Source organism: Pseudomonas sp. BS-2016, assembly GCF_001806145.1.
Lineage (GTDB): Bacteria > Pseudomonadota > Gammaproteobacteria > Pseudomonadales > Pseudomonadaceae > Aquipseudomonas > Aquipseudomonas lundensis.
On the sequence record NZ_MLCT01000022.1, the window covers coordinates 29,578 to 43,684 of the forward strand.

The 14,107-nt window shown below is 61.7% G+C and carries 15 protein-coding genes; 1 reads left to right on the plus strand and 14 read right to left on the minus strand.

Going from position 1 to position 14,107, the window contains the following annotated elements; all coding sequences use genetic code 11:
- Nucleotide 1 precedes the first annotated feature (1 nt).
- Nucleotides 2-901, minus strand: coding sequence for a LysR family transcriptional regulator (locus BKD70_RS13225; RefSeq protein WP_047273013.1), 900 nt, complete (start codon nucleotides 899-901; stop codon nucleotides 2-4).
- A gap of 223 nt (nucleotides 902-1,124) precedes the next feature.
- Between BKD70_RS13225 and BKD70_RS13230 the strand changes: the two genes are divergently transcribed.
- A complete protein-coding gene (locus BKD70_RS13230; protein WP_230683820.1) occupies nucleotides 1,125-2,303 on the plus strand; it encodes an MFS transporter in 1,179 nt (392 codons plus the stop codon).
- On the opposite strand, the gene gspM is transcribed toward BKD70_RS13230, so the two are convergent.
- The 13 genes from gspM to gbpA all read right to left on the minus strand — a co-directional run bounded on the left by gspM (nucleotide 2,290) and on the right by gbpA (nucleotide 13,836).
- A complete protein-coding gene (gene gspM, locus BKD70_RS13235; protein ID WP_047273011.1) occupies nucleotides 2,290-2,745 on the minus strand; it encodes a type II secretion system protein GspM in 456 nt (151 codons plus the stop codon). The genes BKD70_RS13230 and gspM overlap by 14 nt on opposite strands.
- Complete coding sequence (gspL, locus tag BKD70_RS13240) at nucleotides 2,742-3,848, minus strand: type II secretion system protein GspL (protein ID WP_047273010.1); 1,107 nt, start codon at nucleotides 3,846-3,848, stop codon at nucleotides 2,742-2,744. The genes gspM and gspL overlap by 4 nt, the downstream gene beginning before the upstream one ends.
- On the minus strand, nucleotides 3,845-4,705 hold the full coding sequence (locus BKD70_RS13245; protein ID WP_240477999.1) for a type II secretion system protein GspK: 861 nt from the start codon (nucleotides 4,703-4,705) through the stop codon (nucleotides 3,845-3,847). Before BKD70_RS13245 ends, gspL begins: the two co-directional genes overlap by 4 nt.
- Complete coding sequence (gene gspJ, locus BKD70_RS13250; RefSeq protein ID WP_047273009.1) at nucleotides 4,702-5,265, minus strand: type II secretion system minor pseudopilin GspJ; 564 nt, start codon at nucleotides 5,263-5,265, stop codon at nucleotides 4,702-4,704. The genes BKD70_RS13245 and gspJ overlap by 4 nt, the downstream gene beginning before the upstream one ends.
- A complete protein-coding gene (gene gspI / locus BKD70_RS13255) occupies nucleotides 5,255-5,626 on the minus strand; it encodes a type II secretion system minor pseudopilin GspI (protein ID WP_047273008.1) in 372 nt (123 codons plus the stop codon). Before gspI ends, gspJ begins: the two co-directional genes overlap by 11 nt.
- Nucleotides 5,623-6,105, minus strand: coding sequence for a type II secretion system minor pseudopilin GspH (gspH, locus tag BKD70_RS13260; protein WP_047273007.1), 483 nt, complete (start codon nucleotides 6,103-6,105; stop codon nucleotides 5,623-5,625). The genes gspI and gspH overlap by 4 nt, the downstream gene beginning before the upstream one ends.
- A 3-nt stretch (nucleotides 6,106-6,108) precedes the next feature.
- Nucleotides 6,109-6,549 carry a type II secretion system major pseudopilin GspG gene (gene gspG, locus BKD70_RS13265; protein WP_047273006.1) on the minus strand — a complete coding sequence of 147 codons (441 nt, stop codon included), beginning with the start codon at nucleotides 6,547-6,549 and terminating at the stop codon, nucleotides 6,109-6,111.
- A gap of 3 nt (nucleotides 6,550-6,552) precedes the next feature.
- The gene (gspF, locus tag BKD70_RS13270) at nucleotides 6,553-7,764 is read right to left on the minus strand and encodes a type II secretion system inner membrane protein GspF (RefSeq protein WP_047273005.1); all 1,212 of its coding nucleotides are present in this window, start codon (nucleotides 7,762-7,764) and stop codon (nucleotides 6,553-6,555) included.
- Nucleotides 7,765-7,766: 2 nt separating this feature from the next.
- Complete coding sequence (gene gspE / locus BKD70_RS13275; protein WP_047273004.1) at nucleotides 7,767-9,239, minus strand: type II secretion system ATPase GspE; 1,473 nt, start codon at nucleotides 9,237-9,239, stop codon at nucleotides 7,767-7,769.
- The gene (gene gspD / locus BKD70_RS13280; protein ID WP_047273003.1) at nucleotides 9,236-11,122 is read right to left on the minus strand and encodes a type II secretion system secretin GspD; all 1,887 of its coding nucleotides are present in this window, start codon (nucleotides 11,120-11,122) and stop codon (nucleotides 9,236-9,238) included. The genes gspE and gspD overlap by 4 nt, the downstream gene beginning before the upstream one ends.
- 9 nt (nucleotides 11,123-11,131) lie before the next feature.
- Nucleotides 11,132-11,665: a type II secretion system protein N gene (locus tag BKD70_RS13285; protein WP_047273002.1), complete on the minus strand. Its 534-nt coding sequence runs from the start codon at nucleotides 11,663-11,665 to the stop codon at nucleotides 11,132-11,134.
- Nucleotides 11,666-11,722: 57 nt separating this feature from the next.
- Entirely contained in the window at nucleotides 11,723-12,265 is a 543-nt protein-coding gene (locus tag BKD70_RS13290) for a cytochrome b (RefSeq protein WP_139047485.1), read from the minus strand.
- A gap of 74 nt (nucleotides 12,266-12,339) precedes the next feature.
- Nucleotides 12,340-13,836 (minus strand): N-acetylglucosamine-binding protein GbpA, encoded by a 1,497-nt coding sequence (gbpA, locus tag BKD70_RS13295; protein ID WP_367834547.1) that lies wholly within the window; start codon nucleotides 13,834-13,836, stop codon nucleotides 12,340-12,342.
- Nucleotides 13,837-14,107 lie beyond the last annotated feature (271 nt).

Genomic DNA, 14,107 nt, shown 5'->3' on the forward strand with positions numbered 1-14,107 from the left:
CTCAGACCGGGGCCACGGTTTTGCGGGTCAGCAGGTCTGCAAACGCCGTGGCCATCGGTGACTGACTGCCCTTGCGCTGCACCAGCCACACTGCGGTGTTGGCGTCCGGGTCCAGCAGCGGCCGGTACACCACGCCTTTGATGCGCATGTGCTGGAACGAGGCGGGCAATACCGAGACACCCAACCCCGCCGACACCAACCCGATGATGGTCATGGCCTCGCCGGCTTCCTGGGAGAAGTGCGGGCTGAACCCGGCCTGCCGCGCCAGGCTCAGTAACTGCGCGTACAAGCCGCTGCCATAGCTACGCGGGAAGAACACAAACGGCTCTTCGGCCAGCGCCGCCAGGTGCAGCCCCGCTTCACTGCCGTCAGCCAGCGGGTGATCGGCGCGGATCACGGCCACCAGCGGTTCGCGAAACAACTCCACGGCGTGCAGCGAATCGGGCAAGACCAACGGCCGCATCATCCCCACTTCGATGGATTCGTCCACCAGCCCGTCGGCCACTTCGCGGCTGCTCATTTCCTTGAGGTGCAAGTGCACCGCCGGGAACGCTTGCCGGAAGGCAAAAATCGCTTGCGGAATGCTGGAGCTGAACGGCGCCGAGGAGGTGAAGCCGATCTTCAGTTCGCCCAGTTCACCCAGTTGAGCCCGCCGTGCCACGTCGGCAGCCTTGTCGACCTGCGCCAGCACCCGACGGGCCTCTTCGAGAAACAGGCGCCCGGCTTCACTGAGGGCGACGCGGCGGTTGGTGCGCTCGAACAGACGAGCCCCCAGTTCCTGCTCCAGCGCTTGTATTTGCTGGCTCAGCGGTGGTTGCGAGATGCCCAGCAACTGGGCGGCACGGCCAAAGTGCAGCTCTTCGGCCACGGCGATGAAGTAGCGCAAATGACGCAGTTCCATACCCTCTCCAATGAGTCGTAAAACCTATCAAACAGGTCGAACAATATATTGGAAAGAATCGTTAGCCGCCTATATTCTTTTGCCATTGCCGCTCGGCTTTACGCGCTTTTTGAGGTCCCCCGTGAAAACTGCTGTCGCCCCGCTCGCCCACGAAGTCCGGCCGTCTGCGCTGGATGATGGTGTCGCTGAACTCAATGATGTGTTTATCGAAAAAGGCACCCCGATGTTTATGCGCACGGTACTGGCGCTGTTCTCGGGTGGGTTCGCGACGTTTGCGTTGCTGTATTGCGTGCAGCCGATGATGCCGGTGCTGTCCCATGAATACGGGATCAACGCGGCGCAAAGCAGCCTGATCCTGTCGGTGGCCACGGCGATGCTGGCCATTGGTCTGCTGATTACCGGGCCGATTTCTGACGCCTTCGGGCGTAAACCGGTGATGGTGTTTGCGCTGTTTTCGGCGTCGATCTTTACCGTATTGAGTGCGCTGATGCCCACGTGGGAAGGCGTGCTCATCACACGGGCCTTGGTGGGGTTGTCGCTCAGCGGGCTGGCGGCCGTGGCGATGACGTACCTGAGCGAAGAAATTCACCCGCAGCACATCGGGCTGGCCATGGGCTTGTACATCGGCGGCAACGCCATTGGTGGCATGAGCGGGCGTTTGATCAGCGGCGTGCTGATCGATTTTGTGAGCTGGCACACGGCGATGCTGGTGATCGGCGGGCTGGCCATGGCGGCCGCGCTGGTGTTCGTGAAAATCCTCCCCGAATCGCGCAATTTCCGGCCGCGGGCGATGAACCCGCGCAGCCTGCTGGACGGCTTCACCATGCACTTTCGCGATGCCGGTTTGCCGTGGCTGTTTCTCGAAGCCTTTCTGCTGATGGGCAGCTTTGTGACGCTGTTCAACTACATCGGTTATCGCTTGTTGGCCGATCCGTACAACATGAATCAGGCCGTGGTGGGCTTGCTGTCCATCGTGTATTTGTCAGGCATTTACAGCTCGGCACAGATTGGCGCGCTGGCTGACAAACTGGGGCGTCGCAAAGTGCTGTGGGCCGTGATTGTGTTGATGCTCGCCGGGATCGCCCTGACCCTGCTGGAGCCCATCGCGTGGGTGGTGATCGGCATGTTGCTGTTCACGTTTGGCTTTTTCGGCGCGCATTCGGTGGCCAGCAGTTGGATCGGCCGCCGCGCCACCAAGGCCAAGGGGCAAGCGTCGTCGCTGTACCTGTTCAGTTATTACGCCGGGTCGAGTGTTGCCGGGACGCTGGGCGGTGTGTTCTGGCACGTGGCGGGTTGGAACGGCATCGGCCTGTTCATTGGCGCGCTGTTGGTGGTTGCCCTGTTGGTGGCGCTGCACCTGGCGCGTTTGCCCGCCCTGCCGGGCAATATCAAACACGCTTGATGATGAGCCGGACTTCAAGCAGGCGGTCGCGTTTTTCCAGGTGCAGGCTCTGAAACTCGGCGCCTTCATGCTCGATGCGCGCCAACCAGGTCAGTAACGCGCCGGCCTCGGCACTGACGGTGACGCGCAGCACGTCGGTATCCATCTCAAATTGCTCGACGTTCAACCCGGCGGCCACGGCGCTTTCACTGAGGCGGGTGGCCAGCGGTTGATCGGGCACTTTCATCGGTTGGACGGGCCGCGTGCGCTGTATTTCACCGGCCAGGGCGAGGTTTTTGTAATAGAGCGCCTGCGCCGTTTGCAGGCGCTGCTGCGCCGGTTGCCACAGCCCGTACACGGCCAACACGCCCGCCAGAAACACCGCCAGCGCCACACACAGTTGGCGGTCGCGGCGCGGCAGTTGCTGCCACGCTTGCACCCCCTCACGCAGACGAGCCTTCATAAAATATCCTCCAGTGTGAGTAAGGCGTGTACCCGGTTGCCGTGCTGACGGGCATTGCCCACGTTGATCGGCAGCGCACTTTGCTCGCCCCGCTCACGCAACCGCTCAAGCTCAGCGAAGCTGGACGCCGTGATGGTCAAGGCCCAGCCGCCATGTTCACGCCACTCAAGGCGCTGGACATCGACGCTGCTGGCGCCGATCACCTGTTCGACCAAATGGGCCAGACGCACCATGTGGCCGTCGGCGGGCGCGGCGCCCCGTTGCTGTAACCCTCTGAGCTGCGTCGCCAAATCCAGACGGCTGGTTTGGCCCGGATAGAGGATGTTGAAGCGTTCTTCACTCAGGGCGTACAGGCGGGCGGCCTGGGTTTCGAGGTAGCTGCTGCGCGCATGGGTGAAGCCCAGCGCAATGGCCAACGTCAGCCCCACGCAACAGCAGACGCTGCGCCACGGCAGGGCTTTGGCCGCCGGACGAAAGGGCCCTTGCAACAAGTTGATCGCCTCGCCGCCGGACGCACTGAACAGCGTGTTGAGGCGCTCGCCCGGTAATTCGATGAGGTCGGCGGGTAGCCCGGCTTTCACGGTGTCGTAGTCTTGATCCGAGAGCGCCAGCCTGAGGTCCTGCGCGCCGCCGACGAGCCAGCGCCCGTGACAGCGCGCGGCGCAGGCCTGTTCGCGGGGCAGCAGGTCGGCATCCACCCGCACGCTGGCGATGTCCAAGCCCAGCGCCTGCAACTGGTCGAGCACGCGGCTGAAGCGCTGTTTGTGCGTCACCCATAAGGGGTAGCGGCGCAGCGCGTCCATCGGGCCAACGGCGATATGCAGCGCGTCGAGATCGTCAGCCAGTTGTTCTTCAACGGCGAAGGCCAGCGCCTGAAGGCCAGGCCGTCGCTTGTTGGGCCAGGGCTCGGTCAGCAACCAGCTGCACATTTCCATGGGCACGATCACCTGCACGGGGTGGTGCCGGAACGCCGTGGCGGCGTCGTGCAGCCCGCCACGGCACACGCCGGTGTCGTCCTGCCAGAAGTGAACGCAGGCACGTGTGAAGTCGATGTCGTCGCTGCGGGCAAAGTCTTCGGCGGGGAGGTAGAGCCAGCTGTTCATTCGTGGGGTTCGCTGTGTAGGGGCGCGAGAAAGCGTCGCTGCAAAAGACGCCATTGGCCGGTGGTGGAGTGGCGCGCGACGTCACTTTCCAGACGCAAGCGACTTTGACCCAGGCGCACGTGGGTGGTGATCCGAAACCGGTGGCTGTCGATGCCCAGGCCATTGGCCGGAATCCCAAGCCCCCTCAGCGCCGGGAGAAAGGTAAACGCTTCGACGCTGGCATAGCCTTGAGCAGGCCGCTCGGCCACCAGGCGGCGGGCCAGATCGGGGGTGATCCCCGCCAACGAGGACAGCAGCGTGACGGAGGCTGTGTTGATATTGAGCCGCGCGCCTTTGTCCAGCAGGGCGACCCAAGGTTGCATGCGGGCCCACCATTGGGCATCGACCCCTGGCACCTGCCGCAACTGGCTGATGTCACTCAAGCTCAAACCCTGAAATGCGGTGGCCTCGATCGCCGGGACCTTGAGCTGTTTTTGCAGGCGCAACCAGCGCTGGGCGACGGCGTCGTCGGGCGGGCCTTTGGTCAGCAGCGCGGTGACGTTGAAACGCCCGCTGAGGTCTTCGATGTCAACCTCCACCCGGCCGCCTTCGAGGCTCAAGCCCGGTTCGCCCTCGGCCCAGGCTTGCCCGGCCGCCACCGGTGACGCGGGGTCGGGCAACAGCGTGCGCAAGCGCTCGCGGCCCCAGGCTTCGCCGGCGTAACCCAGCTGGCGCAACTGCAATTGATGGATTTGTTGGGCGTTGCTGTGCAACGACAGCCGCTGGCTGCGCAGCATCCCGGCCGTCATCAGCAAGGCCAGGCTCATCACCAGCAACACGGTGATCAGGGCCACGCCTTGCTGGGCGCGGCGCTTCACTCGCCCTCCGGCAGCAACATCACGCGGCGCACCTGCTCAAAACGGCCCACCGATATCTGGAGTTCAAGGGCTTGCGGGGTCTTTTTTCCATAAGCCTTGCGGGTGGGCCACGCGTTGAGCCAGCCGGTCTTGGCATCAAACAGGCGCCAGCGCACGGCGCGCACATCGCTCAACAGTTGCTGTTTTTGCACTCCGGCCACGCCCACGCCCTGGCTGTAACGCCACAGCACGCCCTGCTCCAGCCGGTAGCTGACGTCTTGCAGTTCGCTGCGCGGTTGGCCCAGCGGATTGCGCCAGTTACCCCGGCGCAGGTTGAGCCGGTCGGTATAGAGCGTCAGGCCGGGCGACTTGGCCGAAGTGTGCACGTGCAAGGCGTCGCGCTCGATCAACGCCACCGCTCGTTGCAGGCTGCGCAGCGCCTGTTCATGGGCACTGCTGGCGCGCTCGGCACGCACCACCCCGTCAAACAGGCGCCAGCAACCAATCCCCAGCAGGGTAAAAATGGCCATGGCGATGACCAGTTCGAGCAAGGTGAAACCGGCCTGGGTGTTAGGGCGCATGGTGGACTGCCAGCCAATGCACCCGCGACTGCATGACCTGTGCGCTGCCCGCCGGGCTGACCTCCAGCTCAACCCGCCACAGCCCCGTGCCGGGCTCGCGTGCGAGGCGCTGCTGCACGCGCCAGTCCCGCTGCGCAAATGTGAGGTTAAGGACCGTTTGCCCTTCTGCCAGCGGCTGCGGCCGCAGTTGCAAGTCGCTCAGGTGGTTGTCGGCCAACCAGGCGGCGAACAAGCGCGACTCGACCCGTGCGCTTTGCCCCAGCACATAGCTGCTGGCCGACATGACCGCGGCCGACAGGGTGGCGAAGACGGCCAGCGCGACCATGATCTCCAGCAAGGTGAAGCCTTTTTCAGCGTTCATGGCAACGAGCCGTTGTCGTCGATGCGCGCGTCGTTCAGACCGTCGCTGACGATGCTGCGCCAGCGCACCGGCGGGCTCTCAAGGTGCAGATCAAAGGCGGTGTTTTCGTCGCTGCTCAGCCATATCAACTGTGGCCGGTGGGCGCTGTCGTGGAGCGGGTGAGACTGGCCTTCGAGGGTCAAGGCCAGTTGCAACCCGTCGGGCAGTGGCACGGCAGGTTGCAAGGGCTGCCATTGGTCCTGCGTGAAGCCCATCAGTTGGTAGGCCGTCGGCTCCAGCCGCAAGCCGAATTCGAGCCCTTCGAGCACGGCTTTTTCACGCAGGCCGTGCATCAGGTTCAGCAGCACGTCAGCCTCCTGACGCGCCAGCCGCGCGTGGTTGTCGCCCTGACTGATGCGCACCATCGACGCCATCACGCCGATCAGCACAATGACCACCATCATTTCGATCAAGGTAAACCCTGCCACCGCGCGCCGCATGGCTCACTCGCTCCAGTTACCGATGTCGGCTGCATAGCCCTCCCCCCCGGCCACGCCATCGGCGCCGAAGGAAAACAGGTCGTAACCGGCCGAATGGGTGCCGGGGTTGGCGTACTGATAGGGCGTGCCCCAAGGGTCGAGCGGCAGGCTTTTCAGGTAACCCTGTGGGTTCCAGTTTTTCGCCACCGGCGTACCGGACGGGCGTTTGCTCAACGCGTCGAGGCCTTGCTGGGTGGAGGGGTAGTTGAAGGTGTCCAGGCGGTACATTTCCAGCGCCGTGGAAATGGCCTGAATGTCCGTGCGTGCCGCCGTGACTTTGGCCTGATCCGGGCGGCTCATGAATTGCGGCACCACAATGGCGCCGAGCACGCCGATGATGACCACGACCACCATGATTTCGATCAGGGTGAAGCCGCGTTGGGTCGATTTCGAGCACGTGTTCATCAGTCAGTTCACCAGTTGATTGAGGCTAAGAATGGGCAGGAGAATGGCCATCACGATCAATAAAACGACGCCGCCCATGAGCACCAGCATGATGGGTTCGAACAGGCTCACCACCAGGGCGATGCGGGCGGCGAGGGTTTTTTCCTGTTGTTCGGCGGCCCGGGCCAGCATGTTGTCCAGCTCACCGGCGCGTTCGCCGCTGGCAATCAGGTGCAGCATCATGGGCGGGATATCGCCGCTGCGTTCCAGGCCCCGGGCCAGGGTCCCGCCTTCACGCACCGACCGGGCGACCTCGTGCAGGCGTTGGCGGATCGCCAGGTTGGCGATGACCGTGGCCGAGATTTCCAGCGCATCCACCAGCGGCACGGCACTTTTGCCCAGGATCGACAGGGTGCTGGCAAAACGCGCCGCTTCCATGGCCCGCAGTACGCCGCCCACCACCGGCGCGTCGAGCAGCAACCCGTGCCAGCGCAAGGTCAGCCGGGGCTGGCGCAAGGCCCAGCGGGCAGCGCCCACCCCGGCGATCAGGACGATCAGCAAGAGCACGCCGTAGCGGCGCAGCCCGGTGCTCAGGGCAATCATGGCCTGGGTAAGCACCGGCAGGGCCTGGCCGCTGTTGACGAAAATTTTCACCACGTCCGGGACGACATACCCCAGCAAAAACCCGACGATGGCCAACGACGCAAACAACAAGATCATCGGGTACACCAGCGCCAGCTGGATCTTTTGGCGCGCGGCATGACGGGCTTCGGTGTAGTCAGCCAATTGCTCAAGCACGTGCCCCAGATGACCGCTGCGTTCGCCCGCCGCGACGGTGGCGCAGAACAACGCGGGGAACGCACGGGGGAACGCCGACAGCGCGGTGGCCAGCGAATGGCCTTCCATGACACGGCTGCGCACCGCCGCCAGCAAGCTGCCGACCTTGCGCTTGTCGGTTTGCGCGGCCACGGCCAGCAACGCTTCTTCAAGGGGAAGGCCGGCATGCACCAGCGTCGACAATTGGCGGGTCAACAAGGCCAGATCGGGCACGCCCAAGCGTGTGCCGGGCTGCCCGAAACGCCCCGCCGTGCGGCCGACGCTGGCTTCGCTCACCTGAAGGGGGCGCAAGCCGCGCTCGCGCAAGCGTTGCCGCGCATGCCGTGCGCTGTCAGCGTGCTGCTGGCCCCGGCAGGTGCGGCCATTGGCGTCCTGCGCGCGATAGTCGAACGTGGGCATGGTCAGTCTTCCTGCGTCACGCGCAGCAGTTCATCCAGGCTGGTGCGGCCTTCGAGCACCCGCCGTTGGCCATCCTGAAACAAGCTCGACGAGCCCCCGCGCGCTTCGCGGGTTAACTGCGCCTCGCTGGCGCCTTGATGAATCAGGCCCGCCAGCGTCGGGGTCACACGCACTAACTCGTAAATCCCGATACGCCCCCGATACCCCTGCTGGCACTGGTCACAGCCCTGTGCGCGATAGAGGGTCACGGCCGCCTGCGGATCAAGCCCGAGCCGTGTACACACCGCCGGGTCGGCGGTGTACGGCACCTTGCAGTCGGGGCACAAGGTGCGCAGCAGACGCTGGGCCAAGACCCCGACCAGCGATGAGGCCAGCAAAAACGCATCGACGCCCATGTCGATCAATCGGGTGACGGCGCCAATGGCGCTGTTGGTGTGCAGGGTGGACAACACGAGGTGTCCGGTCAGCGAGGCCTGCACGGCAATTTCGGCGGTTTCCCGGTCTCGGATTTCCCCGACCATGACCACATCCGGGTCCTGGCGCAAAATCGCCCGCAAGCCACGGGCAAAGGTCATCTCGACCTTGGTGTTGACCGGCGTCTGGCCAATGCCCGGCACGTGATACTCCACCGGGTCTTCAACGGTCAGGATGTTGCGCGAGGTGTGATTGAGATGACTCAGCGCGGCATACAGGCTGGTGGTTTTGCCGGAGCCGGTTGGCCCGGTCACCAGAAAGATCCCGTGGGGTCGCGCCAGCACCTGCTCAAAACAGGCCAGCGTGTCGGCGGGCATGCCCAGGCGTTCGAGGTCCAGCCGACCGGCCTGTTTATCGAGCAATCGCATCACCACCCGTTCGCCGTGGGACGATGGCAGGGTCGAGACACGCACATCCACCTCATGACCGGCCAGGCGCAAGCTGATGCGGCCATCTTGTGGCACGCGCTTTTCAGCGATGTCCAACCGGGCCATGACCTTGATGCGCGAGACCAGCAGATTGGCCAGCTCACGTTTTGGCCTGAGCACCTCACGCAACTGGCCATCGATGCGCATGCGCACCGACAGGTAATGTTCGAAGGTTTCGAGGTGAACGTCGGACGCTTTTTCACGCATGGCTTCGCGCAGCAACGCGTTGATCAGGCGGATGATCGGCGCGTCCCCTTCTTGCTCCAGCAAGTCGGCGGTCTGCGGCACCTGTTCGGCCGCGCTCATGAGGTCCAGTTCGCTGTCCAGCCCCTGCGCCACCTGCTCGGCGGCGCTCTGCCCCGCGCTGTAGGTGCTGGCCAACGCGGTATTGAAGTCGGCATCCGGCACCCGCTTGAGCACCAGCGCGGTGGCCACCTTGCGCCGCACTTCGGCCAATACGCTTAACGGAGTGTCACTGCGCATCAACAGCGTGGCCGGGGTGCAAGACGCGTCCAGCACGACGCCAAAACGCCGTGCAAAACTGAAAGGCAAACGCGCACTGGATTGGGTCATGGCTGCGCAGGCGTCGACAGGTTGCCGTCAAACATCTGCTGCGGGTCGCGGGGCAGCAGCAACGAGTTGTTGTCTTTGGCCTCAGGCTGACTGAGGGCGCGCAACGCGTCATAGCTCTTTTGGCTCATGGCGTGGATGTCTTCTTTGCTGCGCACGATGGTCGGGCGCAGGAAGACCATCAAGTTGGTTTTGGTCTGGGTGTCTTTATTCCAGCGAAACAGCGCTCCCAGGTACGGGATGCTGCGCAAAAGCGGAACGCCGCTGACCTGAGTGCGCACGCTGTCTTTAATCAGGCCGCCGATCACGATGATTTCACCGTCTTCGGCCAGGATGGTGCTCTTGAGTTTGCGCTTGTTGGTGATCAGGTCACTGGAGCCTTCGAGCGAGGGGGCAAGCTCGGAGCTTTCCTGCTCGACTTCCAGGCGCAAAGAGGAGCCGTCATTGATGTGCGGTTTGATCTTGAGGCTGATGCCGATGTCTTGACGGGTGAAGTTGGTGACGGGGGTTTGTGACCCTTCGCTGGGCGGTACGTAGCTGCTGGTCTTGAAAGGGACGTTTTGCCCGACCAGGATTTCGGCTTCCTGATTGTCCAGGGTCAGCAGGCTCGGGGTGGACAACACGTTGTTGTTAACATCGCTGGCCAGGGCCGAAATCAACGCATTGAAGCGATCACTGCCGATCTGCAAGACCGCCCCTTCGGGTAATTGGGTTTTGCTATCCGAGAGTTGGCCGATTTGAATATTGGTCCCCGGGAAGGTGATCGCGCCCTGCCCGCCGCCTGTGTTCATCCCCCATTGCACGCCCAGGGTTTGGTTAATGTCGCCCGAGATTTCAACGATGGCCGCATGGATCAAGACCTGCGAGCGCGGCTGATCGAGCTGTTTGACGATGGTTTCCAGGGACCGCACCTGCGCCGGGTCCGCCATGATGACCAACGCGTTCTGGCTGATGTCGGCCGCCACCATCGCTTCGCGCTTGCTCACAGCAGCCGTCGCGCCGCCCAGCGGGGCAGTGTCCTGCACGCCCTGCCCGACAGCCGCCAGCACCTCGGCCAGCTGTTTGGCATCGCTGTGGCGCAGACGAATCACCCGCGCATTTTCTTGCTTGATGGTGGCGGGTTTATCCAGTGAGTGCGCCAGGGTGTTCAAGCGCATGCGCACTGATTCCGTGCCGATCACCACCAGACGATTGGAACTGCTGTCAGCGATGACCTGCCCGCCACCGGCGTTCTTTTTGTCGATCGTTTTCTCGATGACCGCGGCGATGTCGCTGGCCAGGCCATGGCGCAATTCGATGACCGAATGCCCGAACTGCCCGCCGGCATCGAGCTGGCGCGCCAATTGGACAATCCGTTGGGTGTTGGCCGCTGTATCGGTGACGACCAGCGCATTGGCTGAAGTCGAAGGCCCGACATAGCCATTGTTCGACACAAGGGGGCGCAACAACCCGGACAAGTCGGCGGCGACGCTGGTGTTCAGCTCGATGATTTCAGTGACGAATTCTTCATCCAGCGCTGGGCGAGTGCCGGCTGTGCTGGCCCGGGTTTTGGCGTCTGCCGCCGGAATAATCAATAAACGTTCACCCTGATCGACCACCGCAAACCCTTGGGCTTCCAGTACCGAGTAGAACAAGTTGCGCACGCCTTCGCGATCAAGCGGCTGATCGGAGATCACCGTAATGCGCCCCTGAACACGCGGGTCGAGCACCACCGTGGCGCCCAGCACGCTGGACATGTGCTGCACCACATCGCGCAACTCGGCGTCTTTCATTGCCAGTTGCCACGACGGCGCTTGAGCAAGCACCGGGCTTGCAAAAAACAGCGCGCTGCACAGCGTGCTACGCAGCAGTAAGCGGCCGATGCCGAACCTGTGTGGCCTGTTCATGGTGAGTCCCTAAGGTTGTTCGGCAACGGGCCGCAAATAAGTGGAAGCAGGCAGCGCTTTGGGGGCATCAGCCTGTGTAACCGGCAGCAGGTACTGCCCGGCGGATTCGAGGACCAGGCTTTCTTCCCGGCCATTACGCCAAAGCACCACGCGGGACACTTCAATACGGCGTAAAACACTGCCGCCCGGCAGGCGATCGCCCACGCTGTAAAAACGTGCCTCGCTGGCACCGGCCAGCAGCGCGCGGGACTGGCCCTGGCTGGAAACCAGACTGGCGCGTAACGTCAGCGCCTCGGCACTGCGCACGGCTGCGCCCTGCGGGGCAAACCCCAGGACCGTCGCGATGCCATTGGGGTTGAACACCACGGGCTTCGAAGGGGGGGCAGCCTCAAGGGGCGTCAACGCGGTCAGGCCGGGCAATGCGGTGCGATACGCCCACTCTTGCCAGGCATGCCAGAGCGCCACGCCTACCGGCAGCGCAATCAGGCATAGCGTCAGGATCAGCCGTGAAGACCGCGTCGCTAAAATTGCTGAAATACTCAAATCCTGACCGTCCGCCTGCTGTGTGCCCTGCTATTGATCGGTGCCTTGTGCAAAAGCCTAGAAAAACATGCCCTTGAGTACCGGCCTGCCCGTGAGGTGATGCTTGATCACTGCGGCTACGTGCATGAACAGCAACAGCGCCAACCCATAACAGGCCAAGGTATGAGAGTCAGAAAACCATCGATGCAATCGTGGGTCGGTTATCACGGCAGGGATGTAAAAGAGGCCGAACACATCGATGTCGCGATTCATCATCAGAAATCCCGACACAATCACGATCAGCGTCGTTATATAAATCAAGTTGTGAACAACAAAAGCGGCATAACGCATGACATCGCTTGATCTCAATACGTCGGCATAGCCTTTACCGAACGACACACACATTCGAAACACAAAGACAGGTGCAAACAACGTGGCCAACGCAACATTAAAGGCACTCACCGCATCTTTGACTTCGGGGATGCGCGTAATAAGTGCAGCGTAATAACCGGAGGCCATCAACCACACAATGATCATCATCGAAATAGCATGTAACCCTTTCTGCAACCCGGAATACGTCGAGTGATTCACAGCGTCAATCCCGAATACTTTAAAAGACATCCACTTTTTATTAAGTGCAAACACCGGCAAGAAGGCCAAGCCGCGTTAGTCACGCGACTTGGCCTCTATTTGCTTTAGTTCAGCTCAGTCCAGGCATCCGCCCAGTTCGAACCCACACCCGGCTCGAAACCGTTGGCAGTCGGCGCGTACTGAGAGCACCAGCCCGAGAACGGGAATGGCTTGCACTCGTATACCTTGTCGTTTTTCGGCTGAAGCACCTTGGTGCCCGCCTTGTATTGCTTCACACCTTCAGGGAACACGAAATCGAAGTCATGCTCGGCAGCATCGCCGGTCAGGTTCAACGACTTGGCTTCCTGGAAGTTTTCACGACCGTCCTGGCTGCTGGCGATCAGCTTCAAGGTATGCTCACCCGGCGCGCTGATCACCGGAACAACGAGTTGTTCGGTGGATGCATTCAGGGTCTGTTTGACGGTGCCGACAGACTTGTTATTGGCATCGTAAACGGTGGCATCAACGTTGATTTCCTTGTTGGTCATCAAGGTGAAGCCGACGTTGCCGCGGCCTTTTTCCAGTACGTATTGCGGCTTGACGTCATGCACATGCATGTACGCATCCGGGTCCGGGACCATGATGGTCTGCATCTGGTAGCTGGTCACGCCTGTTTGCGGCTTGACGTAAAAGATGTTGGTGCCCTTGATCGGCTCGATGTTGCCTTCGGCATTGCGAACGCCTGCACGCACCGATTTGTCAGCGGCATTGACCGCCTCAGCCAGTTTGAGCGACCAGTTTTGCGGCTTGCCTTCTTCAACCGAGTCGATGCCTACCGAGAAGCTGTACTCGGCGCTCTCGGCACTTCCGGTAAAGGCGCGGGCCTTGACCGAATCACCCGGCATCAGCGCTTGGGTGGGGGCAAGGGCACTCACACGCTTCCAACCATCCGGGTCGGGCTCGTACTCGGACTCTGCCGTGATATTCACGTCAACAACGTCATAGAACGTGGCGCCGGTGTCATCGATGGTCCAGGTGCCCAGAATGACGTGGTGGCCGCTGCGATCGCCGGGAATGGTGCACGCGTGTTTTTGCTTGAGCGGGCCATTGCCGCCAGCCGCCCCGTCAATGGGCACCGCGCCGCCGCCTTCAACGGTACAGAAGGGTGTCAGCTCAAAAGCGTCACGGGCCAATGGCAGGTTAGGGTTCCAGCCCGTTTTGGTAATGAAGTATTCCCACTTGGTCGTTTTGTGAGCGGCGGTGAAAAACCAGCTGAACGCCGTGTTGCGGTCGTTGATTTCGGTCAAATGCCAACGGTCCGGGGACTGGGCATCCATCGCTGCAAACAGGGCGTTTTCGCCACTGGCGATCTTGCCGTCAGCCGGGCCCAATGCCGGGAAGCCTTTGGGTGCTTCACCGACGGTTTGAGGTTCATATTCAGCAGGGCCGCAGTCGGCATTCAATTTTTGCTGACAGGCATAAGCGCGCGAAGGCGGGCTGTCCATGTAGCCATGGGCCGCAACCTGTTGCGATGCAAACATCGCGGCCATCAGCGTTAACGACGATACACAGCCCGTTAAAGATAACGACCTTGAACGTGAAGACTTCATATGTAACCTCATATTATTTTTTATTCAGACGTGATGCATTTCGCGCATTAATCAAACGCACGCTCATCAGTAACTCAACAACATGAACAATTAACTTCCTAAATAAAAACTACAAAACACAAAGAAAATTCCTTCAACACTTTTCTTCATAGCAGTTTAAATTCAGTCGACATCCCCCGGGAGGTGGGAGATTTTACCGTCTTACATTGATTAGTCTGTAAGGTAATACGTCGCTTAAGGTAGGGAATTTCTTATGACTTGTAAGTTTCAGCTCCGCGCATTG